This is a genomic window from Sphingopyxis sp., from assembly GCF_050725615.1.
GTDB lineage: Bacteria > Pseudomonadota > Alphaproteobacteria > Sphingomonadales > Sphingomonadaceae > Sphingopyxis.
In genome coordinates this window covers 1-24,135 of the sequence record NZ_JBOHHU010000027.1, presented here as the reverse complement: position 1 = coordinate 24,135, position 24,135 = coordinate 1, and the positions used below count along the sequence as shown (strand labels likewise).

The following is a 24,135-nucleotide window of genomic DNA, read 5'->3' as shown; positions in this document are numbered from 1 at the left end:
GTAATATTGGACGGCCTTGCGGCCCAAGCGGGCGTTGCCAAGTGCGGCGCCGCTCTCCTATAGGAAGGCCCTGCCGTAACGGCTAACCGCAAAGGAACCCGCCTTGGCCAAAGCACCCGTGCGCAAGACTGCTGCGCCGAAAAAGCCCGCCCCGACTGCTGCCGCAACCCCCGCGCCCGCGACCAATCGCGACAAGCCGCGCGACCCCGCGCCCTATGACGCGACGCCCGAGGAGTTGGAGACATTCTACCGCGAAATGCTGCTGATCCGGCGTTTCGAGGAAAAGGCGGGGCAGCTATACGGACTCGGGCTGATCGGCGGTTTCTGTCACCTCTATATCGGTCAGGAAGCGGTCGCGGTCGGCCTCCAGTCGGCGCTCGACGGCGACAAGGACAGCGTCATCACCGGCTATCGCGACCATGGCCATATGCTCGCCTACGGCATCGATCCCAAGGTCATCATGGCCGAACTCACCGGCCGCGCCGCCGGCATCTCGCGCGGCAAGGGCGGGTCGATGCACATGTTCAGCGTCGAGCATAAATTCTATGGCGGCCACGGCATCGTCGGCGCGCAGGTGTCGCTCGGCACCGGCCTCGCCTTCGCGCACAAATATCGCGGTGATGGCGGCGTGGCGATGGCCTATTTCGGCGACGGCGCGTCGAACCAGGGGCAGGTCTATGAAAGCTTCAACATGGCCGAGCTGTGGAAGCTGCCGATCATCTTCGTGATCGAGAACAACCAGTACGCCATGGGCACCTCGGTCAACCGCTCGTCGGCCGAGGACCAGCTCTATCGCCGCGGCGAAAGCTTCCGCATTCCCGGCATGCAGGTCGACGGCATGGACGTGCTCGCGGTGCGCGGCGCGGCCGAGGCGGCGCTCGAATGGGTGCGCGCGGGCAAAGGGCCGGTGCTGATGGAGCTCAAAACCTATCGCTATCGCGGCCATTCGATGTCCGACCCCGCCAAATATCGCAGCCGCGACGAGGTGCAGGCGGTGCGCGACAAGAGCGACGCGATCGAACATCTGAAAAAGCTGATGCTCGACGCCGGCGTGACCGAGGACAAGATCAAGGATATCGACAAGGAAATCCGGCAGGTCGTGGCGGAATCGGCGGACTTTGCCGAAAGCGCGCCCGAACCCGAGCTGCATGAACTGTATACCGACGTGCTGGTGGAGCAATATTGAGATGGCCATCGAATTGAAGATGCCGGCGCTGTCGCCGACGATGGAAGAGGGCACGCTCGCCAAGTGGTTCGTCAAGGAAGGCGACACGGTGAAGTCGGGCGATATCCTCGCCGAGATCGAAACCGACAAGGCGACGATGGAATATGAAGCGATCGACGAGGGCGTCATCGCCTCGATCCTGATCGCCGAGGGCACCGACAATGTGAAGGTCGGCACCGTCATCGCGACGATCACGGGTGAGGGCGAGGAGGCTGCGGCGCCTGCTGCCTCGCCAGCGCCAGCGCCTGCTCCGGAACCCGCAGCCAAGGCCGAAGCACCGGCGCCGACCCCGGCGGCTGCTCCGGCGGTGAGCGCGCCCGCTGCGGCCGAACGCGCCTCCGATCCCGCGATTCCCGAGGGCACGGCGATGGTCAAGACGACCGTTCGCGAAGCGCTGCGCGACGCGATGGCCGAGGAAATGCGGGCGGACGACCGCATCTTCGTGATGGGCGAGGAAGTCGCCGAATATCAGGGTGCGTATAAGGTTACCCAGGGCCTGCTCGAGGAATTTGGCGCGCAACGCGTCGTCGACACCCCGATCACCGAATATGGCTTTGCCGGTCTCGGTACCGGCGCCGCGATGGGCGGGCTGAAGCCGATCATCGAGTTTATGACCTTCAACTTCGCGATGCAGGCGATCGATCACATCATCAACTCGGCGGCGAAGACCAATTATATGTCGGGCGGCCAGATGCGTTGCCCGATCGTGTTCCGCGGCCCCAATGGCGCGGCCAGCCGCGTCGCCGCGCAGCACAGCCAGAATTATGCGCCCTGGTACGCCAGCGTCCCCGGGCTGATCGTGATCTCGCCCTATGATTCCGCCGACGCCAAGGGGCTGATGAAGGCCGCGATCCGCAGCGCGGACCCGGTCGTCTTTCTCGAGAATGAGCTGCTCTATGGCCGCAGCTTCGATGTGCCGGCGGTCGATGATTTTGTGCTGCCGATCGGCAAGGCGCGGATCATGCGCGTCGGCAGCGACGTCACCATCGTCAGCTATTCGATCGGAGTCGGGCTCGCGCTCGAGGCCGCCGACGCGCTGGCGGCGGAGGGCATCGACGCCGAGGTCATCGACCTGCGCACGCTGCGCCCGCTCGACACCGCCACCGTGCTCGCCAGCCTCAAGAAGACCAACCGCCTGGTCGTGGTCGAGGAAGGCTGGCCGACCTGCTCGATCGCCACCGAACTCGCGATGGTCGTCATGGAGCATGGCTTCGACGACCTCGATGCGCCGGTCATGCGCGTGTGCAACGAGGATGTGCCGCTGCCCTATGCCGCGAACCTCGAAAAGCTGGCGCTGGTCGACACGCCGCGCGTGATCGCGGCGGTGAAGGCGGTCTGCAATCGGGCGTAACAACCCTCGTCATTGCGAGGAGCGAAGCGACGAAGCAATCCGGGGCAGGCGTAAACCGCCCTGGATTGTTCCGCTTCGCTCGCAATGACGATGCTCTGGTGATAGCGCGTCGAGCATGGACGACGCCTCCCCCGAACTCCCGCTCTACCCCGACATTCGCGACCCGCGCGTGATGGTCGCGGTGCCGCGCGACCGGCGCGCGGCGATGGCCGCGCTGTGGGGGCTGGCCGAACGGCTGACCCGGCTGTTGATCGACGCGCGCGAACCGCTGATCGGGCAGATCAAGCTCGCCTGGTGGCGCGACATGATGGTTCTGCTCGCCGCCGATCCCGCTGCGCTGCCAAAGGGCGAGCCGCTGCTCGCCGAACTGCAGGCGACATGGGCGGGGCAGGGGGGGCTCGACACATTGGCCGACGGGGCCGAAGCGATGCTGCTCGCCGAAGACGATGCCGGACGGCGCGCTGCGGCGGAGTCCTTCGGCGCGGCGCTGTTCCATCTCTCTGGCGGCGGAGGCGGCGTACGCTGGGGCCTGCTTTGGGGGGCGACGGTTCAGGACGGCGAGGCCGAAGCGCGGCAAATGTTCACCGCGGCGCGTAACCAGCCGGCGCCGCCGCGCGTATCCTTCCACGGAAACAAGGCCTTGCTGATGCTCGACCGCTGGGCCGCCGCGATTGCTGCGGTGGACGGCGAACGGCGCTGGCGAAGCGAGGGATTGTTGCTCTTTCGCGTCGGATTGATCGGCCGCTGACGAATGTTGGGCGCGGGGGCTGGAAAAGGCCCGCGCAAACATCTATCTTGTGCGGTACATAATAGGGTCGCAGGGGACGATTGATGTTCAACGGGCTGGTCGCCTATCTCGATTCGATCAAGGCGCGCGATCCCGCGCCGCGTTCGCGTTGGGAAATCCTGCTCTATCCGGGACTGCTCGCGGTCGGCATGCACCGCATCGCCCACTGGCTGTTCGAGGCCGACCTGTTTTTCCTCGCGCGCTTCGTCAATCATTTTGCGCGCTTCCTGACCGCGATCGATATCCATCCGGGCGCGAAGATCGGGCAGCATCTGTTCATCGACCATGGTTTCGGCGTCGTCATCGGCGAAACCGCCGAGATCGGCGACAATGTCTCCATCTATCAGGGCGTGACGCTGGGCGGCACCGATCCCGCCAACGGCATCGGCGGCAAGCGCCACCCGACGCTCGCGAACGACGTCATCGTGGGTTCGGGCGCGCAGATCTTGGGTCCGGTCATGGTGAACGCGCGGGCGCGGATCGGCGCCAATGCGGTGGTGGCGAAGGATGTGCCCGAAGGCGCCGTGATGGTCGGCATCCCGGCGCGCTCGACCCTCGTCGACGCCACCGAATATGCCCGCGAATTCGTGCCCTATGGCACGTGCAACGAGACATTCGATCCTGCGACGCAAAAGGTCGAGCTGCTCCAGTGCCAGCTTGAACAGTTGCAGAAACAGCTCGCCACGCTGATCGCCGAACGTGACGCCGCCGCCGACCCCGCACCGCGCAAGGGACGCAGCCGCGCCTGATGGGGATCGTCACCCCCTGGCCCTACACCAGCTCCTTGCCGCAGCAGACGGCGTTTGATCGCCGGGAATTGACGCGCATCCTCGATCTTTATGGGCGCATGGTCGCCGCCGGGAAGTGGCGCGACTATGCGATGGATTTCCAGCGCGACGTCGCGGTCTTCTCCTGTTTCCGCCGCGCGTCCGAACGCCCCGAATATCGCATAGAAAAACGCCCCGCCTTGCGGAGCCGGCAAGGCATGTGGGCCTTGGTCTCCGAAGCCGGGGCGATTTTGAAGCGCGGGGATGAGCTTGCCAATGTGCTCGCCCCCGTCGAACGCAAGCTTATGAAGCTGGTACCGGACTGACCGGCCGCACCGTCGCGGGCAGCTGGTCGGCGAGGCCGGCGGGCAGGAAGCCGACCACCACGCTCCGCGCATTCTGCCAGAAGGCCGAGAGCAGCAGCAGCGCCGAGCCGATGACGAAGGCGGTGAGCGCGACATTGAGCTCGACCGCGCCGAAGGTCTGGAACAGCTGGGTCAGCGCGAACAGCACATAAGCGAGCGCCGAGACGAGCAGCGCGCGGCGGTCGATCGCCAGCGCGATCAGGCCGAAGGCGATATAGATGCCGATCACCATCACTGCGGCGCCGCTGCCGATATCATGTCCCTGGGTGACGCCGAGCAGGTGGAAGATCGGGTGGGCGATCATCGGCGCGGCGAGCAGATGAAGCCAGAAGGCGACATCGCTGCGCCGCGTCTGACGCACCCGGTCGCTGCGGTCCCACCACATGGCGAGCGCGAAGATGCCGAGCCCGGCGACCAGCACCAGCGACATGAACAGGTTGATCGGCGGTTCGTTGCCGCCGACGATCGCGAGCACCAGCGCGACGGCGGTGCCGGCGAGCGCGGCACTACCCGCCGCGACGGTGATCGGCACCATGAAGCGTTTCCAATGGAACCAGGTCGCGGCGGCCGTGACCAGCGCCATGCCGGCGGCGACGATCGCGATCGTCGTTTCATGCGGGTGATGCCCGAAAATCGCTTCGCCATGCTCGACGAGGAAGCCGACCATCGAGCCGAACACGCCCGCTGCAAAGGCCAGGACGAGGACGATGCTGGGCAGCGCCATGCGGCGCTGGCGGGTGAAATATTCGGCAAGACCCCAGGCCGTCGCGGCGACCCCGATGCCGGCGAGCGCCGGATGGATCGACTGGCCGATCCAGCCCACCGCGACGAGCAGGATCACCGCCGCGATGCTGACGAAGATGTCGTTGAAGCCGGTGATGAGGCGGAATGATTCCTCATCCGCTCCGGGAGCGGCGCGCACCGACGCGATATGGGCGCGGAAAGCCGCTACGGCCTCCGGCGTCATCACCTTTGCGTCGACCGCTGCTTGCAGGTCGCTTTCGCTATACATTGGGGTCGTCCTTCTGTCCGATCCCCTTGCCCCACGGCGTGTATGGCACAACTGTGTTAGTGGTGCAATACGATAAATCAGGTGAAGATATGCGCCGCCGTCAGGCGCTCGCGCTGTGCTGCGGTGACGCGGGCGACGAGGCGCAGCGCGAGCGGATAGAGGATCAGGTTGATCACCGAATTGACGATGGCGAGGATGATCGCCTCGCGCTTTTCGTCGGGGGTGACGGCGTCCGCAGCGGCCATGCCGAGGAGTGTTCCGACGGCGATTGAAAAGGACCACAGGCCCCACCAGAGGATCAGCAGCGTCTGACCGGCGCGGACGCCCTCGGTGTCGCCGCCGTGGCTGAGGGCCCAGATCTGGCGCATCGCCTGATAGGGTTTGAAGAAATTGGCGATCGGGACGAAATGCCAGCCCACCGCCCAGGCGGGCGTGAAGGTCCAGCCGGGGACGCGCGCCGCCTTGATGTTGGCGGCGGCGCGATAGGTCCACATGCAGAAGATGACGAAGGTCGCGAAGGCCAACAGCGCGTCGCTGGCCGATATGCCGAGATACAGCGCATTGAGCCCGACGACCGGCGCATCCTCGTCGAGCGAGACCAGCCCGTTCAGTTCGGCGATCTGGCCGACGCACGCCAGGGCGAGGACGATCCAGCCGAAAAGGAGCAGGTTCCGCAGGAAGCGGCCGCGGCGCTGGAGGAGGGCGATGCCGTCGCCCAAAATCATGTCGGTCATAGGCCCCTCGCGATCGGCGGCCCGGGTTGGGGCGCGCCGATGCGAAATATGCCTATCAGGGTCAGCCGAGCGCCTGCAATGCCTTCATCACGATCACCGACTGCTCGCTGCCCGACTGCGGGACGATCTCGCCATGGCGGTCGATGATCTTGTCCCACGCCGCCGCGACGCCCTCGGGGGTGCGTTCGTCCTCGGGAAGCGCGACGCCCGGGGTCGCGGTGACATAGGCCGCGTGGAAAGCGCCGGCGCCGGCGCCGATGATCATGTTGGTCGGTGCATCCTCGCTGACGAGGTAGAGCGCGGCCGGCACGACATTCTCGGGCGTGAACTTCTCGAACAGTTCGGCGGGGAAAATGTCCTCGGTCATGCGCGTGCCCGCGACCGGGGCGATCGTGTTGCAGCGGATATTATATTTCGCGCCTTCGAGGTGGAGCGTCTTGGTCAGCCCGGCGAGGCCGAGCTTCGCCGCGCCATAATTGGCCTGGCCGAAATTGCCGTAGAGGCCGGTCGACGAGGCGGTCATCAGCAGGCGGCCATAGGCCTGTTCGCGCATCGTGTCCCACACCGCCTTCGTGACATTGGCGCTGCCGCTGACATGCACCTTCAGCACCAGGTCGAAATCGGCGGGTTCCATCTTGGCGAAGCTCTTGTCGCGCAGGATGCCGGCGTTGTTGATGACGATATGAACGCCGCCCCAGGCTTCCTTGGCCTTGGCGACCATTTCGACCATCTGGTCATATTCGGTGACGCTGCCGCCGTTCGACATGGCGGTGCCGCCCAGCGCCTTGATTTCCTCGACCACTTGCAGCGCGGCGTCCGAATGGCCGGTGCCGTCGCGCGACCCGCCGAGGTCGTTGACCACGACCTTGGCCCCGCGCCGCGCCAGTTCGAGCGCATAGGCGCGGCCGAGTCCGCCGCCGGCGCCGGTGACAATGGCAACGCGTCCGTCAAATTTGATCGTCATGGTGATCTCCCGCAGCGGGCAGCAAGGTGGCCCGAAAAAACTGGCTCGTCCTTAGCCGTTCGCCGCCCACAGGCAAGGGGTGAACGGAAAAGTGCGCACTGCAACGAAAATGTCACGATATTGACGTGCAACTGTCACAGACACGTCATAACAGCGCCGCGAGTTTGTCACCCTTTCGCAACGGAGCAAATCCCCATGCGCCATTTCCTGCTCGCCACCGCGGGCTTCATCTTGCCTCTTGGCGCGCCGGCCTTTGCTGCCGAACCGGTCCAGGGACCACCGACCCCCGCGCCCGCCGCGAGCGAAGCCGAGCCGGCCAAGGCGCCGGCGAAAAAGTCGGAATGGGAGTTCAAGCCGCGCTGGCGCCTGCAATATGACTTCGCCAATGTCAGCGGCCCGGTGGGGCTGGCGGGTACCGGCAATTCGGAAGAAATCCGCCGCGCCCAGCTTGGCGTCGATATCAAGATGCCCGGCGGCTTTTCGGCGCGGGTCGAGGGCGAGTTCACCGCCGACCCGGTCGAATTTGTCGACGCCTATGTCGCGTGGAACGGCGACGGCATCAATGTGACGGCGGGGCAGCAGAAATTCTTCTCGCCGCTCGACGACATGACGAGCGATCTCAACACCAGTTTCACCGAGCGCGCGGCGTTGGTCACCGCGTTCAATTTCTCGCGGCGCACGGGCCTGTCGGCGGGCTATGCCAAGGGCGATTTTCAGATCAACGCCGGTATCGCCACCGACCCCTTCATCCAGCTCGACGATGTCGAGGACAACAGCATTTCGGCCGACATGCGCGCGGTGTGGATGCCGCAGTTCGGCAAGACTAAGCTGCATTTCGGCGCCGCCTGGCATTGGAAGCACCGCCGGGATTCCGAAACGGTGCCGGTGCGCTATCGCCAACGTCCGCTCGTTCATTCGACCGGGACGCGCTATATCGCGACGCCGGGCCTGCTCGCCGAGCGCGAGCAGACCTACGGCGTCGAGGCGGCGGCGGTGAACGGGCCGTTCCATTTCGCCAGCGAAGCCTATTGGCAGCATGCGAGCCGCGACGGGGCGAGCGACCCGACCTTCTTCGGCGCCTATGCCGAGGTCGGCTTCTTCCTGACGAAAGGCGACAGCCGCCCGCTGAAGGGCGGGCAGTTCGGCGCGATCAAGCCCAAGAAGCCGCTGGGCGACGGGGGTATCGGCGCGGTGCAGGTCAACGCGCGCTACGACTATCTCGACCTCAACGATGCCGGCATCACCGGCGGCACGCAAAAGGGCTATATGGCGTCGATCATCTGGTCGCCGACCAGCTGGATGCGGCTGATGGCCCAATATGCGCGGCTGAACTATCGCGACGCGGCGATCGCGGTGGCGGGCGACCGTGACTATGGCGTCGACGTCGTCGGCGCGCGGGTTCAGTTTACCTATTGAGGTTGCAAACAAATAGGCCGTCATTGCGAGCGAAGCGAAGCAATCCAGAGTGGCGTAAACCGCTCTGGATTGCTTCGCTACGCTCGCAATGACGAGCTTTGGGACGCGGGGCAGGGGGAGAAACGACCATGACTTTACCGGTAACCGCCTTCGTCGGCGCGGTCTGCGCGCTGCTGCTGTTGTTCACCGCGATCCTGACCGTGCGCCAGCGGCTGCGGCTCAGTGCGGCTTTCGGCGATCATGGCGATGCGAAGCTGATCGCGGCGAGCCGCAGTCATGGCAACCTCGCCGAACATGCGCCGATCGTCGTCATCCTGCTCGGCCTGCTCGAAAGCGCGCGCGCCAACCATATGGCGCTGATGGTCATCGGCGCGGCCTTCCTGCTCGGCCGCGTCGCGCATATCGCCGGGCTGCACGCTCCGGCCGAACCCGGAAAGCCGCCGGTGATGCGCCAGATCGGCGTCATGGCGACCTGGGCAAGCTTGCTGGCGCTGGGCGGCTGGACCTTGTGGATGCTGGCGACGGTGAATTTGTGATCGAAGCCGCAGCAAACCCCTATCGGCCGCTGCCCTTCTGGTTGCTGCTCGGCACCTATTTGCTGCCGATCGTCTTCGTCTGGCTATTCCTGCGCCGGTGCTACCGCCCGTCGCTGCGGCGCGCGGCCTTCACCTTCGCCATTCCGGTGACGGTCTTTCCGCTGCTGGGCGCGATGCCGGTCTAGCCTTCCACCAGCGCCACCGCGCGGATCCACCCCGCGCTCGCGCGTTCGATCTTCACCGGGAAGCAGCTCAGCGTCCATCCGGTCGGGGGCAGGGCGGCGAGGTTGGTGAGTTTTTCGATCTGGTAATAGGGCCGGATGCGCCCCGCCTTATGGCCTTCCCAGATGATCTTCGGGTCGCGCGTTTCGGCCCAGCGCCTTGCCGTGTGGCTGAATGGCGCGTCCCAGCTCCACGCGTCGGTGCCGACGACCTGCACGCCGCGCTCCGTCAGGTACAGCGTCGCCTCCTCGCCCATGCCGCAACCCTGGTCGGTGAAATTGTCGGTGCCATAGATGGCGCCCGACTGGACGAGCACGATGTCATAGGGCTGGAGCTCGTGCCCGATGCTGGCGAGTTGGGCCTCGACCTCGGCGGCGCTCACCACATGGCCTGCGGGGCGGTCAGAGAAATCGAGCTTCACCCCCGGACGGAAAAAGAGGTCGAGCGGCGCCTCGTCGATACTCGGTGCCGGGGTCGCGCCGCTGTCGGTGGTCGAGTGGAAATGCCAGGGCGCGTCCATATGCGTGCCGTTGTGCGTGCTCAATGTCAGACTCTCGACCGCCCAGCCTTCGCCGTCGGGCAGATCCTTCTGCGTGAGGCCCGGGAAGAACATCGCGATCTGCTGCCACGTGTTCTCGTGGGTCATGTAAGTGATCTGCGGGCGCATCACCGGCGGGTCCGACACGACGTCGTTGGTGATCGGGATCGAGAGGTCGATGAACTGCATGGCGCGCAGTCTGCCACCGGAATGACGCTACGCCAAGAAGGCTTGCGCGGCGTCGCCGGATAGCTACACCCACCTCAATCCGTTTGTGTCGAGCGAAGTCGAGACACGCGTCGTCATGCGTGCCGACGGGGCATCTCGACTTCGCTCGATGCGAACGGAAAGGGGGGTAGGCCCGAGAGGCCAGAGGGAGAGCATATGACCGACGCAGCCGCTGTCGCTACGCATGGCGCAGCCTATCAGCCGACCAAAAAAGACATCCGCATGGTCATCGCCGCCTCGTCGGCGGGGACAATCTTCGAATGGTATGATTTCTTCATCTACGGCACGCTCGCGGCGATCATCGGTAAGGCCTTTTTCCCCAGCGATAATGCGACGCTCGAAATATTGCTCGTCTGGGCGGGCTTCGCGGTCGGTTTCGGCTTTCGGCCGCTGGGCGCGGTGCTGTTCGGTTTTCTCGGCGACCGGCTGGGGCGCAAATATACCTTCCTTGTCACCGTCACTTTGATGGGCATCGCGACGGCGGGGGTCGGCATGATCCCCTCGGCGGCGACGATCGGCATCGCCGCGCCCATCATCATCATTCTGCTGCGCGTGCTGCAGGGGCTGGCACTCGGCGGCGAATATGGCGGCGCGGCGGTCTATGTGGCCGAACATTCGCCGCCCGAACGGCGCGGTTTCTACACCAGCTTCATCCAGGCGAGCGTCGTCGGCGGCTTCGTGCTCAGCCTGATCGTCGTGCTCGGGTGCAAGGCGCTGATGTCGGACGCGATCTGGGAAAGCTGGGGCTGGCGCGTGCCGTTCCTGCTGTCGCTGATCCTGCTCGCCATCTCGCTGTGGATGCGGCTCAAGCTGTCCGAAAGCCCGGTGTTCCAGGCGATGAAGGCCGAGGGCGAACTGGCGAAGAACCCGCTCAAGGAGAGCTTCACCTATCCCGGCAATCCGCGCCGCATCTTCATCGCGTTGTTCGGCATCGCGGCGGGCCTCACCGTCATCTGGTACACCGCGATGTTCTCGGGCCTCGCGTTCCTCAAAGGCCCGATGAAGGTCGAGGACACCGCCGCCGAGATCATCGTCGGTTTCGCCGCCGCGCTCGGCATGGGATTCTTCTTGTGGGCGGGGCATATTTCCGACCGCATCGGGCGCAAGAAGCCGATCGTCTGGGGCTATGCAGCGACTTTGGTGCTGCTGTTCCCGCTGTTCTGGCTGATGGGCAGCGTCGGCAATCCCGCGCTGACGGCGGCGGCCGAAAAGGCGCCGGTGGTGGTCACCGGGTCGCAGTGCAGCTTCGACCCCTTCGCGTCGAAACAGACGACCGCGTGCGGCAAGACGCTGGGCGAACTCACCAAGCTCGGCGTGCCGTACAAGGTCGTGAACAGCGGCAGCGGCTTCGACAGCGTCAAGGTTCACATCGGCGGGCGCGAGGTCGCGGGCGAAGACGCGGCGGTGCTGAAACCCGCGCTCGAGGCGATGGGCTATGATTTCGGCAAGCAGATTCCGGGGCCGCTCGGCATCGCGGTGATCCTGTTCGCGCTGCTCGGCCTCAGCGCGCTGTCGGGCTTCACCTATGGCCCGGTCGCGGCGCTGCTCTCCGAAATGTTCCCGCCGCATGTCCGCTATTCGTCGCTGTCGATCCCCTATCATCTGGGGACCGGATATTTCGGCGGTTTCCTGCCGCTGATCGCGAGCTTCATCATCGCCAAGACCGGCGATGCCTATGCCGGGCTGTGGTACACCTGGGGCGTGGTGCTGGTGGCGTTCCTGGTCGCGGCCTTCATGCTCAAGGACCCGGTCGAGGGCCAGTGGGACAAGGCGGCGCCGTCATCGGGGCCGGCCGCCTGAACAGCCATTGGCGCTGCCCTCGATCGCGGCTAGGGGCGAGAGGATGATCGACATCGTCCCGCCGCTCCGCCTGCGTCTCGACACCGACGCGCTTGTCGCCAACTGGCGCTGGCTGGCCAAGGCCAGCGGCGCGGCGGCGTGCGGTGCGGCGGTCAAGGCGAATGGCTATGGGCTCGGCGCGCGCGATGTGGTGCGCCATCTGGCCAACGCGGGCTGCCGGACCTTCTTCGTCGCGACCTGGGCCGAGGCGGCGGCGCTGATGCCGCTGCCCGCCGGCGTGTCGCTGGCGGTCCTGCACGGCGTGGGGGAGGCCGACATGGTCGCGGCCCGCATGCTGCCGGTGCGCCCGGTGCTGAACAGCGTCGAACAGGTCGCGCGCTGGCGTGCGGGCGGCGAAGGACGGCCGTGCGACGTCATGGTCGATACCGGAATGAGCCGCCTCGGGCTGCGCGTCGAAGAGGCGGTGGGCGGCGCGCTCGACGGCCTCGTCATCGAAACGCTGCTCAGCCATCTCGCCTCGGCCGATGAGGATAGCGCGCAAAACGCCGACCAGCTCGCGACCTTCCGTGCCTTGCGCGAGGCCATTCCGGCGCGCCGCACCAGCCTCGCCAACAGCGCCGGCATCTGCCTCGGCGCCGATTATGCCTTCGACCTCACGCGTCCCGGCCTCGCGCTTTATGGCGGCACGCCGCGCCCCGAAGCGGCGGGCCATATCCGCCAGGTCGTTTTCCCCGAGACGCGCGTGTTGCAGCTGCGCGACGTGCGCGCGGGCGAGACCGTCGGTTATGGCGCGACCTGGACCGCGCCGCAGGACAGCCGGATCGCGATCGCCAATCTGGGCTATGCCGATGGCTATCTGCGCGGCCACGCGGGCAGCGGCGGCGCGACCTGGAACGGCCGTGCGCTGCCGCTCGTCGGGCGCGTGTCGATGGACCTCACCGCCTTCGACGCCAGCGAGGCGGGAGCGGTGGGCGAGGGCGACTGGCTGACGCTCGACTATGACCTGCCGGCGACCGCCGCCGCGAGCGGCCTGTCGCAATATGAGCTGCTCACCGGGCTGGGGAACCGGTTCGAACGGCGTTGGGGCTGACGCGCGCGGGCGGAGCCGCGGCTCGGCGCATGATCAGTCCGCCGCCGGCCCCAGGAAGACCGCCGCAACCTCTTCGCGTTCCTGCGCGCTGAGTTCGGGCCGCCAGATGTCGAAGATCATCACGAACCGGTCTTCCCGGCTGTCGTTCCAGGCTTCATGTTCGATCGTGTCGTCGAAAATCATCATCTTGCCTTCCTGCCATTCGCGCACATCGTTGCCGACGCGGAACCGGCAGCCCGGCGGAACGATCAGCGGCAAGTGACAGGTCAACCGCGCGTTATGGGTGCCGGTGTGCGGGGTAATTCGCGCGCCCGGGCGCAGGAGCGAGAACATCACCGTCGGCGAATTGACGATATGGGGAAGGGGGGCGGCCTGCACGGCATCCCATGCGACGGGACAACGCGCGATGATGTCGTCGGAGCGCTTGCCGTTCTCGCAAAGAAAGAGCGCGCTCCAGTCGCGATTGTCGACAAGCTCGCTGTCGCCCGCGCGGGGCTGGTTGGTCGCGGACTGGATATAGGGACGAAACCCTTCGAGCCCGTCGGCCAGCAAGGCGGTCAGCTCGCCTTTGATCCGCTCCGCCGCCGCTTCCACCGCCGGAACCCAGTCGAATTGCGCGGGGTCATAAAACTGGATCTGCGGCAGTTCGGGGAAATAATAGCCCGTGGGTTCCTGGACAAAAATGCGTTTGCGCCCGGCCAGGATATCGATCGACTGTTGGAAACGCGCGCTGCGCTTCTCGGCCGGCCATCCCCGATCGACCAGTGCCGCCTCGCGGCGTGCGACGATGCGCTCCTTCTGCGCCGCGATCCAGGCCTCGGCGCGGCGCATCTCGGAACGCAGGTCTTCGGGTAGATCCTGGTCGGTGGCGATCCGCAGGGCGATCTCGTAATGGAGCAGCGCCGCGCGGTCGTCGCCAGCCTGGGCCCGGCAATCGCCTTTCATAATCAGCCCGCGGACCGCCCGCGGTTCGAGCGCGATCAAGCGGTCGAGCGCGGCTTCCTCGGCGGCCGCGTCGGCGTCCTGACGGCAGGCGACCGCCAGCAGGAGCCAGATCTGGGCATTGGCGCGGCCACTTTGCGTGATGGCTTCGAAACTGCGTCGCGCCTCGCCGGCCCGCCCGGCCTGAAGCGCCTGAACCCCGCCGTTGGCGAGGCGTTCGGCATCTTGGTTGGTCAAGTTCACAATAATGCCCTCCGGCCGATCGTCGCTGTTCGACGAAAAAAGGGGGCCGGAGCATAGCCCCGACCCCCTTCCATCCATTTGGGTGCCGCCCGATCAGAAGCGAGCGCGGGCACCGGCATAGACGCTGCGGCCGCGGAACGAATAGATCGCGCTGCCTGCACCGGTGGCCGTCGTCGCGCCCTGGGGAACCCCCTTGTCGAGCACGTTGTCGATCCCGACGTAGAATTTGATCCCGCCATCGCCCTTGTTGTCGACGTCGAAGTCGAGACGCAGGTCGTGGTACATGACCGAATTGAACTTCTGGTTCGGGAAGCCGTCGACGTCGGTCGGGTTCTGGCCGTTGAGCGGGAACAGCGTCGCATAGGCGGCATAATACATCGGACCGATGTAGCGCATGCGATAGCCCAGGGTAACCGGACCCAGGCCGAAATCGAAGTCCCAGCGGAACTCGTCCTTCGGATCGCCCAGCTGGCCCAGGATCCGCGTTTCGAACGTCGGATTGGTCGGGTCCTGGAAGTTGCTGATTTCCAGATTGTGGGTGTAGATCAGGTTGGTGTTGAAGGCGACCGGGCCGATGTCACGACGATAGGAGAAGTTGACGTCGATACCCCGGCGCGTACGCGCCGCGAAGTTGAGCGGGGCGTTGATCAGCGAGTTGCCGAGGATCTGACCCGGAACTTCGCCGAGCGGACCCGGACCCGTGCCGCGATAGCGTTCGAACTGGCCGCAGAAGATGTTGTTCAGCGTCGGCGAGTCATAGCACTGGTTGACGATCGTCTGCGGCGAGACGGTCGCGATGATCCCGTTCACCTTGATGTCATAATAGTCGACCGACAGGTTCATGCCCGGAATGAAGCGCGGCTGGAGCACCACACCATAGGTGTAGCTGTCCGACGTTTCCGCGTTCAGATTCGGGTTGGAACCGCTGACGATCGGCAACGACTGGGCGATGTTCTGCAGGTTGGGCAGCAACGCCGCGCCGACGTCCGTCGTACAGTTGGCGCCGCGCACCGGGTTGCTCGCGATTGCGACCACGTTGCAGGGATCGACAAAGTTGTTGAAGAAGTTCGGAACCAGCGGGAAGCCCGTTTCCGAAACGTTGGGCGCCCGCACCGCGCGGCTATAGTTGGCGCGGAAACGAATGTCCTCGATCGGGGCATAATCGACGCCGGCGTTGTACGAATACACCGTGCCCACGCTGCCCTGATATTTGGCGACACGGCCAGCGCCGCTGAAGGTCAGTTCATGCGCGAACGGAATTTCCTTCAGGACCGGGATCTGGATTTCGCCATAGGCTTCCTTCACCTTGAACGGATCGGGCTCGAACGACGGGATCGAGACGCCGTTGGTGAAACCATCGGTGACGAACTGATCCTGTTCGTAGAACGCCTTTTCTTCGCGATATTCCGCACCGACCGCGAAGCGGACCGGGCCGCCCGGCAGGTTGAAGAAGCCGCTGGTGTCGCCCGAAACGAAGCCCGACGCCACGAACTGCGACAGGCCCGACTTGGCGGTGAAGGTCCGCGCGAAATAGTCGACCGACGCGCTGTTGTCGGGCGAACCGAACGGGTTGTACGGAACGCACGCCGCGATATCGGCGGCCAGGCGCGCCGCGTTGCGGGCCGGGTCGGCGGCGAAGCCGACGAGAGGAACGGCCGAGGCCGGGTCGAACTGCGAACGGCACTGGATCGCCCCGGTGACCGGGTTGCGACCGGCGTCCATCGCCAGGGCGAAGCGCTGGCGATCGATGAAGCCGTTGGTCGTGACGCTCTCACGGAACTTGCCGTAGTTCGCCGAGATTTCGTAGCTCCAATCTTCGTTGAACGAGCCACGCAGGCCGCCAACGACGCGCCATGTGTCGCGCTGGAACTTCTCGTCGCGCAGGCCGACGTCGAGCAGGTTGCGCGAAGCGACGAAGCGATAGCTGCCGTCGTTGATGGCGGCGATGTTCGCGGCGGTCAGGTTGCCCGCTGCGGGGCAGACCACGGTCAGCGACGAGTTACAGCCCGAAGCCAGGATCAGGTTCGCCAGCGTCGTGCGGTCGACCGGATTCAGGAACGGGTTGTCGAGACGCGGCCGTTCGCGGAAGTCGGTCGTGCCGCCGGTGCCCTGGTTGAACGACGGGCCGGCGTTGTTGCCGAGCGCGTTCACGCGGTTCCACTTGCCTTCGAAGAAGATTTCGGCGGCAGGCGAAAATTCGTAACGCGACAGCAGGTTGAAGTTGTAGCGTTCGGTGAACGGCAGCACCGAGACGGTCTTGCCCTCGCGGCCGGTCTGGCCGTTGCCGCCGATGACCGAGCTGTTGATGCCGGTGCCGAAGCGCGAACCGGTCTGCTGGACCAAGCGGCCGGCATCGGTGAAGATATAGGTACAGCTGAACGCCGGACCGGCCGAGTTCGGGCCGCCGTTGTTCGCCGTGGTGGCGTTTCCGCACAGGCCCGCGTTCGCGACGTTGCGCTGGTTGATCGGCACCAGGCTGTTGTAATGGATCGTCGAGCTGCTGATGCCGCGGAAGAAATTGCGGTCGGGCACGCCGTCGCTGCCATTGGCGCCAGCGGGCAGGCCGCCGTCGGCGTCGACGACGAGGAAGTTGTCGTTGCGACGGAAGGCGTCGACGTCCGACGCGAACACGCGGTCGGTGCGGGCATATTCACCATGGACGGTGATGTTGCCGCGGCCTTCGGCGAAATTCTTGCCGAACATGCCCGACACATATTGGTTGGCGCCGAAACCTTCTTCGGTGACGCCGGCCTGGGCGCGCAGCTGGATGCCGTCATAGTCGCGGCGCAGCACGAAGTTGACGACGCCGGCGATCGCGTCCGAGCCGTAAATGGCCGAGTTGCCGCCGGTGACGATGTCGACGCGTTCGATCAGGTCGTTCGGGATCGTGTTGACGTCGACCGAAACGGCGTTGTTCAGGATGTCGGCGGGCACATGGCGGCGGCCGTTGACGAGAACCAGCGTGCGCTGCGTGCCGAGACCGCGAAGATCGAGGAGGTTCAGGCCGGCGATGCCGATGCCCAGACCCGGGTTCTGCTGTGCGAAGGTGCTGCGCAGCTGCGGCAGGTCGTTCAGCGTGTCGCCGATATTGGTCTGACCCTGCTGGAAGAAGGTTTCGCCGGCGATCGACGTGATCGGAACGGTCGATTCGAGGTTCGGGCGGCGGATGCGCGACCCGGTGACGACGATGGTGCCCTCGGATGCCGCTTCGGCGGTGTCATCGGCAGGCGTGGTGTCGTCCTGGGCCATCGCCGGAATGGCGCTGAACAATGCAAGCGACAGGGCAGAGCCCCGTACCAACAGGCTAGTCTTCTTCATAATGTAATTCCCCGGTTGCCCGTTCAAAAATGGAGATGAACGGATTGCGACCTAGAAAGACGGAAAACGAAAAGCGCACAAGCCTTGCGTGGCAATTTTCTTACCGCTTCGCCGCATCCCGATGACAATGTGGCATTTCGGCAACAGTGGGTGGGCGCGGCAGGAATTGGCGTCGGGTAACATGCTTGTTGCAGCGCGACAGGAAGCGAGTGTCGTGCCGCGAACGAGTTGAAAATAATGTCAAGAATCAGGTTTCTAATGAAACGATATTGCTTTGGCGCGAATGCGCCGGCCGGTCCATGGCGCCCTGCGACGAAACGGCGATCACCGGACGTCGCAGCGGCTTGGGCCCTTCTGCCGTCATCGGGGCTCGAATCGGCGCGCAATCTTGCGACTATGTTGCGATGCATCATAGATTGATGCTAATGCTGCCTTTTACGGATCAAGGCCGGTGCGGCGGGGTCGCCTTTGCCACCGGACCAGGGAGCATCATCACCATGGCGAAGTCCAAGGCGTCGGCCGATGGCGACACGGTCATCATCAAGAAATATGCAAACCGGCGCCTCTATGACACCGAACGCAGCTGCTACATCACGCTCGAGGATCTCGGCACGATGGTGCGCGACGGCCGCGAGTTCAGCGTCGTCGACGCCAAGAGCGGCGAGGATATCACGCATAATGTCCTGACCCAGATCATCATGGACGAGGAAACGCGCGGCGAGACGCTGCTGCCGGTCAATTTCCTGCGCCACCTGATCGGCATGTACGGCGACAAGATGCAGTCGATGGTGCCGCAATATCTCGAAGCGTCGATGACCGCGTTCCGCAAGAACCAGCAGGACGTGCGTTCGGCGCTCGAAGGCGCGCTGGGCGCGAACCCATTGGCCGAACTGACGCGCCGCAATATGGAGATGTTCCAGCAAGCGGCGGGCGCCTTCATTCCGGGCGCCGGCGGCAGCAAGGCCAAGGACGCCGAAATCGCCGCGCTCAAGGCCGAAGTGGCCGAGCTCAAGGCCGAACTCGCCAAGAAGAAATAATCGGGGCGCTCTCCCGCCCCAATGACGGAAAAAACGAAAAATCATGGTCAAACATGCGCTCAGCGTAACCCGGCAGGCCGACTTTGCGGCCTGGTATCAGGATGTCATTGCCGAAGCCGACCTCGCCGAGGAATCGGGCGTGCGCGGCTGCATGGTCATCAAGCCGTGGGGCTATGGCATCTGGGAACGCATCCAGACGGTGATGGACGCCGCGATCAAGGATGCGGGGGTCCAGAACGCCTATTTCCCGCTCTTCATTCCCTTGAGCTTCTTTGAGAAGGAAGCCGACCATGTCGATGGTTTCGCGAAAGAAATGGCAGTCGTCACGCACCACCGCCTGATTGCGAACGACAAGGGCAAGCTGGTCCCCGATCCCGAAGCGAAGCTCGAGGAACCGCTGATTGTCCGCCCGACCTCCGAAACGGTGATCGGCAGCGCGATGAGCCGCTGGGTGCAGAGCTGGCGCGACCTGCCGCTCAAGGTCAACCAATGGGCGAATGTCGTGCGCTGGGAAATGCGCACGCGCATGTTCCTGCGCACCAGCGAATTCCTGTGGCAGGAAGGCCATACCGCGCACGCCGACAGGGACGACGCGATGGCCGAAACGCTGCGCGCGCTCGAAATGTACCGCGCCTTTGCCGAGGACGTGCTGGCGATGCCCGTCGTCGCGGGCGAGAAGCCCGAGAATGAGCGCTTTCCGGGCGCCGTCGCGACCTATTCGATCGAGGCGATGATGCAGGACGGCAAGGCGCTGCAGGCCGGCACCTCGCATTATCTGGGCACCGGTTTCGCCGAGGCGGCGGGCATCCGGTATCAGGACAAGGACGGCGGCCACAGCCTCTGCCACACGACGAGCTGGGGCACGTCGACGCGGATGATCGGCGGCGTCATTATGACGCATGGCGACGACGACGGCCTCCGCTGCCCGCCGCGCATCGCGCCGCACCAGATCGTCATCGTGCCGATGCTGCGTGACAATGAGGAAGATGCTGCCATCCTCGATTATTGTCGCGGCATCGAGGCAAGCCTGAAGGCGCTCGACGCCTTTCGCGAACCGGTGCGCGTGCTGCTCGACACCGGCGGCGCCAAGGCGCAAACCAAGCGCTGGGGCTGGGTCAAGAAGGGCGCGCCGATCATCCTCGAAATCGGCCCGCGCGACATGGCGGGCGGCAATGTCGCGGTGATCCGCCGCGACCGATTGTACAAGGACGACGGCAAGCTCGACACCGCGTTCGTCGGCAAGGATGAGTTTGCGGGCGCCGCCGTGGCGATGCTCGAGGATATCCAGGCGACGCTCCATGCCGAGGCTAAGGCGCGGCTCGACGACAATATCCGCCGCGATGTCACCGATCTGAAAGCGCATTTTGCCGGCGACGACAAATTCGTCGGCTGGGTCGAAGTCCAGTGGGCGCGTCCCACCGGCGCCGCGCTCGACAAGATCGTCGAGCAGCTGAAAGCGCTCAAGCTGACGATGCGCAACACCCCGCTCGACGCCGCGCCCGCCGACGGCGCCTGTTTCTTCACCGGCGCGCCGGCGGTCGAACGCGTCCTCATCGGGCGGACCTATTAATTGGCGAAAGCGCAGAAGCCCGCCGGCTTGCCCAAGCCCGACCAGATCCTGCGGTTCATCGAAACAAGTAGCGGTCCGGTCGGCAAACGCGAGATCGCCAAGCATTTTGCGCTCCACGGCGCCGACAAGATCGCGCTGAAGGCGCTGCTGAAGGATATGACCGACGAGGGGCTGGTCGATCTTGCGGCGGGGCGTTCGTTCCACAAACATGGCGGGCTGCCGCGCGTCACCGTGCTGCGCGTTGTGGCGATCGAGGGCAGCAATCTGTGGGCGGTGCCCGACCGCTGGGAAGCCTCGACGCCGCCGCCACGGCTGCGCGTGATGGAACAGGGCCGGAAAGGCGCGCTCGGCATCGGCGACCGCATCCTCGCGCGAACCGAGGAGCGCGGCAGCGGCCATGTCGCGCATCCGATGAAAAAACTGCAGGCGAGCGCTGAGCTGATCGTCGGCGTGCTCGTCACCGATACCGGCCCCGGCGGCAAGCCGATGACCTGGCTGCGCCCCGCCGACAAGCGCGCGCGCTTCGACTTCGCGGTGTCCGAGATGGGCGATGCCGGCATCGGCGACCTCGTCCGCGCCGAACTGACGGGGCGCGGCGCTGCGACCAAGGCCAAGGTGATCGAACGCATCGGCGACCCCTTCGCGCCAAAATCGCTCAGCATGATTGCGATCGCGCGCCACGAAATCCCGCATGTCTTCGGCGCCGAGACGCTCGCCGAGGCCGAGGTTGCGGCGAAGCTGCCGCTGACCCCCGAGGGGCGCGAGGATCTGCGCGACCTGCCGATCGTCGCGATCGACCCGATCGACGCGCGCGACCATGACGATGCGGTGTGGGCGGCGCCCGACGAGGATGCGGCGAACAAGGGCGGTTTCCGCGCGATCGTCGCGATCGCCGACGTCAGCTTCTATGTCCGCCCCGACGGCGAACTCGACCGCGAGGCGCGGCGGCGCGGCAACAGCGTCTATTTCCCCGACCGCGTCGTGCCGATGTTGCCCGAGACTTTGTCGGCGGGCGTCTGCTCGCTGAAAGCCGGGCAGGACCGCGCCGCGATGGCGTGCCACCTCGTCATCGACAAGCAGGGCAAGGTGACGTCATGGCGTTTCACGCGGGCGCTCGTCCGGCTGCGCGCGAACATCGCCTATGAACATGCGCAGGCGGCCTATGACGCCGACGCGCCGCGCGACGATTGGGATGCCGACGTGCTGCCGGGGCTGCGGAGTCTGTGGGCCTGCTGGGCCTTGCTCGCCAAGGCGCGCGCGGCGCGCGCACCGCTCGACCTCGACCTGCCCGAACGCCAGGTGATCCTCGACGAGGCGGGCGGCATCGCCGAAATCCGCGTCCGCGACCGGCTCGATTCGATGCGGCTGATCGAGGATTATATGATCGCGGCGAATGTCGCGGCGGCGAAGGCGCTCGAGGCGAAGAAATCGCCGGTGATGTACCGCATCCACGAACCGCCGAGCCGCGAGAAACTCGTCAGCCTGAAAGAGTATCTCGAAACCTTCGAGCAGAGTTTCGCGCTCGGGCAGGTCATCACTCCGGCGGTGTTCAATCGCCTGATCGACGGCTTTTCCGAAGACGACCGGCTGCCCGAAATCATGCAGGCGATATTGCGCAGCCAGACGCAGGCCTATTACGGCCCCGCCAATTCGGGGCATTTCGGGCTGGCGCTCGGCAGCTATGCGCATTTCACCTCGCCGATCCGCCGCTACGCCGATCTGATCGTCCACCGCGCACTCGTCGATAGCTATCGCCTCGAAGTGCCGGGCAAGCCCAAGGGTCTGCCCGAGCGCACCGGGCTGGGCGAGGCCGACGCCAAGGGGCTGTCGCGTATCGGCGAGGCGATCAGCGCGCTCGAACGCCGCGCGATGGAGGCCGAGCGCGAGACGATCGACCGCTATGTCGCGGCGTATCTCGCCAACAAGACGGGCGAGATCGTCGCGGCGCGGATTACCGGGGTGCAGCCCTTTGGCTTTTTCGCGACGGTCGACGGGCTCGGCGGCGACGGGCTGGTGCCGGTGTCGACCTTGGGCAGCGAGCGTTTCTTCTATGACGAGGCGGCGCGGACTTTGGTCAGCGAGCATGGCCGGGTGAGTTTCAGCACCGGCCAGCGGCTCGACCTCAAGCTGATGGACGCCAACCCGGTCAGCGGCGCGCTGCGCTTCGAACTGCCCGATGCGCCCGAGGGCGGTTTCCGGGGCCGCCCGCCGCGCCGCGACGGCCTGAAGGACAAGGCGGGCAAGCACAAAGTCGGCAAGCGCGGACGGCCGGCGAATATCAAGCATAAGGGACGGAAAAGGTAGGTGCCGGCAATGGACAGGCGTCTTTCTCCTTCCATGGCTTTGGCGGAGGCCAAAGGGCAGGGACGTGCACATGGGATCTGAGCGGGTCGGTCGCCTGCGTCGTCGGTATCGGGCGATGACGACGAAACAGAAGATTCTGGAGCTGCTCCAGCTCCTGGCCGATATGGCACTGACGATATTTCTTCTTCTGATGATCGTCGTGGGGCTTACGAGGGATCCCAACGCCTTCTATTTTTGGGTGCCTTTTTTGTCGTTCGTCCTCTGGGCTCGTGTCAGGCAGGCCCGGCGGCGTTGGGCATTTTGAACGACAGACGCACCTTTATCCCCCCGCCAACCTCGCCAGCAACGCCGCGCTCGCGGCATCGGCCGGGAAAAACGCCTCGATTGCCAGTTCGGACAGCGTGATATCGACCGGCGTGCCGAAAATCGTCACCGTCGAGACGAAGGAGATTCGCCCCGCGATCGTGTCGAGGATCAGCGGCACCGCGATGCCGCTCACCGGGCCGCCGTCATTGTCGTTCGCCTGGCGGTCATAACCCGCCAGTTCTTCGCGTAGCGCGATCAGCCCGGCATCGGCGCTCGCCTCGATCTGCAGGTCGAGCCGGTGCAATATATGCGCCCGCCAGGCGCCGAAATTGACGATCTGCGGCGCCAGCCCGTCGGGGTGCAGCGCGATCCGCAGCACATTGACCGGCGGGACGAGCAGCGCGGGGGACACCTGTTCGATCAGGATCGCGATCGCGTCATTCGCCGCGACCATGTTCCAATGCCGGTCGACCGCGAGCGCCGGATAGGGTTCATGCCCCTTCAGCACATGGTCGACGATCGCCCGCATCCCCGCCATTTCGGCGCTGTCGAGCGGACGTTCCTGATAGTCGGGGGCGTAGCCCGCCGCGAGCAACATGGCGTTGCGGGCGCGGTGCGGCACTTCCAGGCAATCGGCGATCCGCGCCAGCATCGCCGCGCTCGGTTTCGACCGCCCGGTCTCGATGAAGCTCAGGTGCCGCGTCGAAATCTCGCTGTCCAGCGCGAGATCCATCTGGCTCATCCGGCGCCGCGTGCGCCATTCGCGCAATTGTTCGCCCAGCGGTGCAACCTGCATCGTCCTTCTCCTTCGCTGCGGGAGCTATACCTTGGTCTTCTTCTTTTCCATTACCTCCGGCGTAATCGACCAGCGGCATTTCGAGGCATATCTGGGCTGAGTTCGAAAGGAGAAACCCAATGTCCTATTTCAATCTCAAAAATGTCCTGATCATCGACGCCATCACCTGCACGGGGCTGTTCGTGCTGGGCGTCTTTGCGACCGCGACGGTTGCGGCACTGCTCGGCCTCCCCTCCGAAGTCGTGACCGTCGCGGGATGGATCGGGCTGCCGAGCGCCGCGCTGATGCTGTTCGTGGCGCGGCAAAAAATGCCGAGCAAGGGTCTCGCGAACCTGATCGCGGTCGGCAATCTCGGCTGGGTCGCGGCGAGCTTCGGCATTCTCGCCGTCTTTGCCGGCCAGATGACATGGGTCGGCATCATCGTCGTCGCGGTCCAGGCGCTGATCGTGCTCGATCTCGCCTTCTTCGAGGCGAAGGGCGCCGCCGCCCTGCCGCGCGCGGCGACGGCTTGAGCCTGCGCGAATACCAACCGGCTTGAACAAAACCGTAGCCCTGAGCCTGTCGAAGGGCGCCTATCCGAGAAG

At 65.3% G+C, this 24,135-nt stretch carries 22 protein-coding genes; 15 read left to right on the top strand and 7 right to left on the bottom strand.

Going from position 1 to position 24,135, the window contains the following annotated elements:
* Nucleotides 1-103: 103 nt before the first annotated feature.
* From pdhA to ACREB7_RS08330, 5 genes are all read left to right on the top strand, one after another.
* Nucleotides 104-1,186, top strand: coding sequence for a pyruvate dehydrogenase (acetyl-transferring) E1 component subunit alpha (pdhA, locus tag ACREB7_RS08350; protein WP_431591814.1), 1,083 nt, complete (start codon nt 104-106; stop codon nt 1,184-1,186).
* 1 nt (nt 1,187) lies between these two features.
* The gene (locus ACREB7_RS08345; RefSeq protein WP_431591813.1) at nt 1,188-2,576 is read left to right on the top strand and encodes a pyruvate dehydrogenase complex E1 component subunit beta; all 1,389 of its coding nucleotides are present in this window, start codon (nt 1,188-1,190) and stop codon (nt 2,574-2,576) included.
* A 115-nt stretch (nt 2,577-2,691) separates the two neighbouring features.
* Nucleotides 2,692-3,324 carry a hypothetical protein gene (locus tag ACREB7_RS08340; RefSeq protein WP_431591812.1) on the top strand — a complete coding sequence of 211 codons (633 nt, stop codon included), beginning with the start codon at nt 2,692-2,694 and terminating at the stop codon, nt 3,322-3,324.
* A gap of 83 nt (nt 3,325-3,407) precedes the next feature.
* On the top strand, nt 3,408-4,112 hold the full coding sequence (gene cysE / locus ACREB7_RS08335) for a serine O-acetyltransferase (RefSeq protein WP_431591811.1): 705 nt from the start codon (nt 3,408-3,410) through the stop codon (nt 4,110-4,112).
* Complete coding sequence (locus ACREB7_RS08330) at nt 4,112-4,456, top strand: DUF2794 domain-containing protein (RefSeq protein ID WP_431591810.1); 345 nt, start codon at nt 4,112-4,114, stop codon at nt 4,454-4,456. Before cysE ends, ACREB7_RS08330 begins: the two co-directional genes overlap by 1 nt.
* Here ACREB7_RS08330 and ACREB7_RS08325 read toward each other — a convergent pair.
* The 3 genes from ACREB7_RS08325 to ACREB7_RS08315 all read right to left on the bottom strand — a co-directional run bounded on the left by ACREB7_RS08325 (nt 4,434) and on the right by ACREB7_RS08315 (nt 7,205).
* Nucleotides 4,434-5,507 carry a hypothetical protein gene (locus ACREB7_RS08325; protein WP_431591809.1) on the bottom strand — a complete coding sequence of 358 codons (1,074 nt, stop codon included), beginning with the start codon at nt 5,505-5,507 and terminating at the stop codon, nt 4,434-4,436. The genes ACREB7_RS08330 and ACREB7_RS08325 overlap by 23 nt on opposite strands.
* 77 nt (nt 5,508-5,584) lie before the next feature.
* Nucleotides 5,585-6,241 (bottom strand): DUF4328 domain-containing protein, encoded by a 657-nt coding sequence (locus ACREB7_RS08320; protein WP_431591808.1) that lies wholly within the window; start codon nt 6,239-6,241, stop codon nt 5,585-5,587.
* A gap of 61 nt (nt 6,242-6,302) precedes the next feature.
* On the bottom strand, nt 6,303-7,205 hold the full coding sequence (locus ACREB7_RS08315) for an SDR family NAD(P)-dependent oxidoreductase (RefSeq protein WP_431591807.1): 903 nt from the start codon (nt 7,203-7,205) through the stop codon (nt 6,303-6,305).
* Nucleotides 7,206-7,400: 195 nt separating this feature from the next.
* Between ACREB7_RS08315 and ACREB7_RS08310 the strand changes: the two genes are divergently transcribed.
* The 3 genes from ACREB7_RS08310 (at nt 7,401) to ACREB7_RS08300 (ending at nt 9,342) form a co-directional block, all read left to right on the top strand.
* Entirely contained in the window at nt 7,401-8,621 is a 1,221-nt protein-coding gene (locus ACREB7_RS08310) for an OprO/OprP family phosphate-selective porin (RefSeq protein WP_431591806.1), read from the top strand.
* A 128-nt stretch (nt 8,622-8,749) separates the two neighbouring features.
* Nucleotides 8,750-9,157 (top strand): MAPEG family protein, encoded by a 408-nt coding sequence (locus ACREB7_RS08305; protein WP_431591805.1) that lies wholly within the window; start codon nt 8,750-8,752, stop codon nt 9,155-9,157.
* Nucleotides 9,154-9,342 carry a hypothetical protein gene (locus ACREB7_RS08300; protein WP_431591804.1) on the top strand — a complete coding sequence of 63 codons (189 nt, stop codon included), beginning with the start codon at nt 9,154-9,156 and terminating at the stop codon, nt 9,340-9,342. The genes ACREB7_RS08305 and ACREB7_RS08300 overlap by 4 nt, the downstream gene beginning before the upstream one ends.
* Here ACREB7_RS08300 and ACREB7_RS08295 read toward each other — a convergent pair.
* The gene (locus ACREB7_RS08295) at nt 9,339-10,106 is read right to left on the bottom strand and encodes a cyclase family protein (RefSeq protein WP_431591803.1); all 768 of its coding nucleotides are present in this window, start codon (nt 10,104-10,106) and stop codon (nt 9,339-9,341) included. The two genes, ACREB7_RS08300 and ACREB7_RS08295, sit on opposite strands and share 4 nt — an antisense overlap.
* A 195-nt stretch (nt 10,107-10,301) precedes the next feature.
* On the opposite strand from ACREB7_RS08295, the gene ACREB7_RS08290 reads away from it, so the two are divergent.
* Together ACREB7_RS08290 and alr are read left to right on the top strand one after the other, a co-directional pair.
* On the top strand, nt 10,302-11,945 hold the full coding sequence (locus ACREB7_RS08290; RefSeq protein ID WP_431591802.1) for an MFS transporter: 1,644 nt from the start codon (nt 10,302-10,304) through the stop codon (nt 11,943-11,945).
* 43 nt (nt 11,946-11,988) lie between these two features.
* Complete coding sequence (gene alr, locus ACREB7_RS08285) at nt 11,989-13,035, top strand: alanine racemase (RefSeq protein ID WP_431591801.1); 1,047 nt, start codon at nt 11,989-11,991, stop codon at nt 13,033-13,035.
* A 33-nt stretch (nt 13,036-13,068) separates the two neighbouring features.
* On the opposite strand, the gene ACREB7_RS08280 is transcribed toward alr, so the two are convergent.
* Nucleotides 13,069-14,220 carry an aspartyl/asparaginyl beta-hydroxylase domain-containing protein gene (locus ACREB7_RS08280; protein ID WP_431591800.1) on the bottom strand — a complete coding sequence of 384 codons (1,152 nt, stop codon included), beginning with the start codon at nt 14,218-14,220 and terminating at the stop codon, nt 13,069-13,071.
* Between the two features lie 93 nt (nt 14,221-14,313).
* Nucleotides 14,314-17,538, bottom strand: coding sequence for a TonB-dependent receptor domain-containing protein (locus ACREB7_RS08275; RefSeq protein ID WP_431591799.1), 3,225 nt, complete (start codon nt 17,536-17,538; stop codon nt 14,314-14,316).
* Nucleotides 17,539-18,035: 497 nt separating this feature from the next.
* On the opposite strand from ACREB7_RS08275, the gene phaR reads away from it, so the two are divergent.
* From phaR to ACREB7_RS08255, 4 genes are all read left to right on the top strand, one after another.
* The gene (gene phaR / locus ACREB7_RS08270; RefSeq protein WP_431591798.1) at nt 18,036-18,575 is read left to right on the top strand and encodes a polyhydroxyalkanoate synthesis repressor PhaR; all 540 of its coding nucleotides are present in this window, start codon (nt 18,036-18,038) and stop codon (nt 18,573-18,575) included.
* 43 nt (nt 18,576-18,618) lie between these two features.
* The gene (gene proS / locus ACREB7_RS08265) at nt 18,619-20,145 is read left to right on the top strand and encodes a proline--tRNA ligase (RefSeq protein WP_431591797.1); all 1,527 of its coding nucleotides are present in this window, start codon (nt 18,619-18,621) and stop codon (nt 20,143-20,145) included.
* Nucleotides 20,146-22,449 (top strand): ribonuclease R family protein, encoded by a 2,304-nt coding sequence (locus tag ACREB7_RS08260; protein ID WP_431591796.1) that lies wholly within the window; start codon nt 20,146-20,148, stop codon nt 22,447-22,449. It begins immediately after the preceding gene.
* A 115-nt stretch (nt 22,450-22,564) separates the two neighbouring features.
* Nucleotides 22,565-22,753, top strand: a complete 189-nt coding sequence (locus tag ACREB7_RS08255; protein WP_431591795.1) for a hypothetical protein — start codon at nt 22,565-22,567, stop codon at nt 22,751-22,753.
* A 15-nt stretch (nt 22,754-22,768) separates the two neighbouring features.
* On the opposite strand, the gene ACREB7_RS08250 is transcribed toward ACREB7_RS08255, so the two are convergent.
* Nucleotides 22,769-23,551, bottom strand: a complete 783-nt coding sequence (locus tag ACREB7_RS08250; RefSeq protein WP_431591794.1) for a helix-turn-helix domain-containing protein — start codon at nt 23,549-23,551, stop codon at nt 22,769-22,771.
* A gap of 119 nt (nt 23,552-23,670) precedes the next feature.
* Here ACREB7_RS08250 and ACREB7_RS08245 point away from each other — a divergent pair, with 119 nt between their 5' ends.
* Nucleotides 23,671-24,063: a hypothetical protein gene (locus ACREB7_RS08245; protein ID WP_431591793.1), complete on the top strand. Its 393-nt coding sequence runs from the start codon at nt 23,671-23,673 to the stop codon at nt 24,061-24,063.
* The last annotated feature ends 72 nt before the right edge of the window (nt 24,064-24,135 follow it).

Coding starts and splice junctions, on each gene's coding strand:
- phaR (WP_431591798.1), top strand. CDS start 18,036: ATGGCGAAGTCCAAGGCGTCGGCCGATGGCGACACGGTCATCATCAAG.
- ACREB7_RS08330 (WP_431591810.1), top strand. CDS start 4,112: ATGGGGATCGTCACCCCCTGGCCCTACACCAGCTCCTTGCCGCAGCAG.
- ACREB7_RS08275 (WP_431591799.1), bottom strand. CDS start 17,538: ATGAAGAAGACTAGCCTGTTGGTACGGGGCTCTGCCCTGTCGCTTGCA.
- ACREB7_RS08295 (WP_431591803.1), bottom strand. CDS start 10,106: ATGCAGTTCATCGACCTCTCGATCCCGATCACCAACGACGTCGTGTCG.
- ACREB7_RS08250 (WP_431591794.1), bottom strand. CDS start 23,551: ATGCAGGTTGCACCGCTGGGCGAACAATTGCGCGAATGGCGCACGCGG.
- alr (WP_431591801.1), top strand. CDS start 11,989: ATGATCGACATCGTCCCGCCGCTCCGCCTGCGTCTCGACACCGACGCG.
- proS (WP_431591797.1), top strand. CDS start 18,619: ATGGTCAAACATGCGCTCAGCGTAACCCGGCAGGCCGACTTTGCGGCC.
- ACREB7_RS08310 (WP_431591806.1), top strand. CDS start 7,401: ATGCGCCATTTCCTGCTCGCCACCGCGGGCTTCATCTTGCCTCTTGGC.
- ACREB7_RS08325 (WP_431591809.1), bottom strand. CDS start 5,507: ATGTATAGCGAAAGCGACCTGCAAGCAGCGGTCGACGCAAAGGTGATG.
- ACREB7_RS08345 (WP_431591813.1), top strand. CDS start 1,188: ATGGCCATCGAATTGAAGATGCCGGCGCTGTCGCCGACGATGGAAGAG.
- ACREB7_RS08320 (WP_431591808.1), bottom strand. CDS start 6,241: ATGACCGACATGATTTTGGGCGACGGCATCGCCCTCCTCCAGCGCCGC.
- ACREB7_RS08305 (WP_431591805.1), top strand. CDS start 8,750: ATGACTTTACCGGTAACCGCCTTCGTCGGCGCGGTCTGCGCGCTGCTG.
- cysE (WP_431591811.1), top strand. CDS start 3,408: ATGTTCAACGGGCTGGTCGCCTATCTCGATTCGATCAAGGCGCGCGAT.
- ACREB7_RS08255 (WP_431591795.1), top strand. CDS start 22,565: ATGACGACGAAACAGAAGATTCTGGAGCTGCTCCAGCTCCTGGCCGAT.
- ACREB7_RS08315 (WP_431591807.1), bottom strand. CDS start 7,205: ATGACGATCAAATTTGACGGACGCGTTGCCATTGTCACCGGCGCCGGC.
- ACREB7_RS08290 (WP_431591802.1), top strand. CDS start 10,302: ATGACCGACGCAGCCGCTGTCGCTACGCATGGCGCAGCCTATCAGCCG.
- ACREB7_RS08245 (WP_431591793.1), top strand. CDS start 23,671: ATGTCCTATTTCAATCTCAAAAATGTCCTGATCATCGACGCCATCACC.
- ACREB7_RS08340 (WP_431591812.1), top strand. CDS start 2,692: ATGGACGACGCCTCCCCCGAACTCCCGCTCTACCCCGACATTCGCGAC.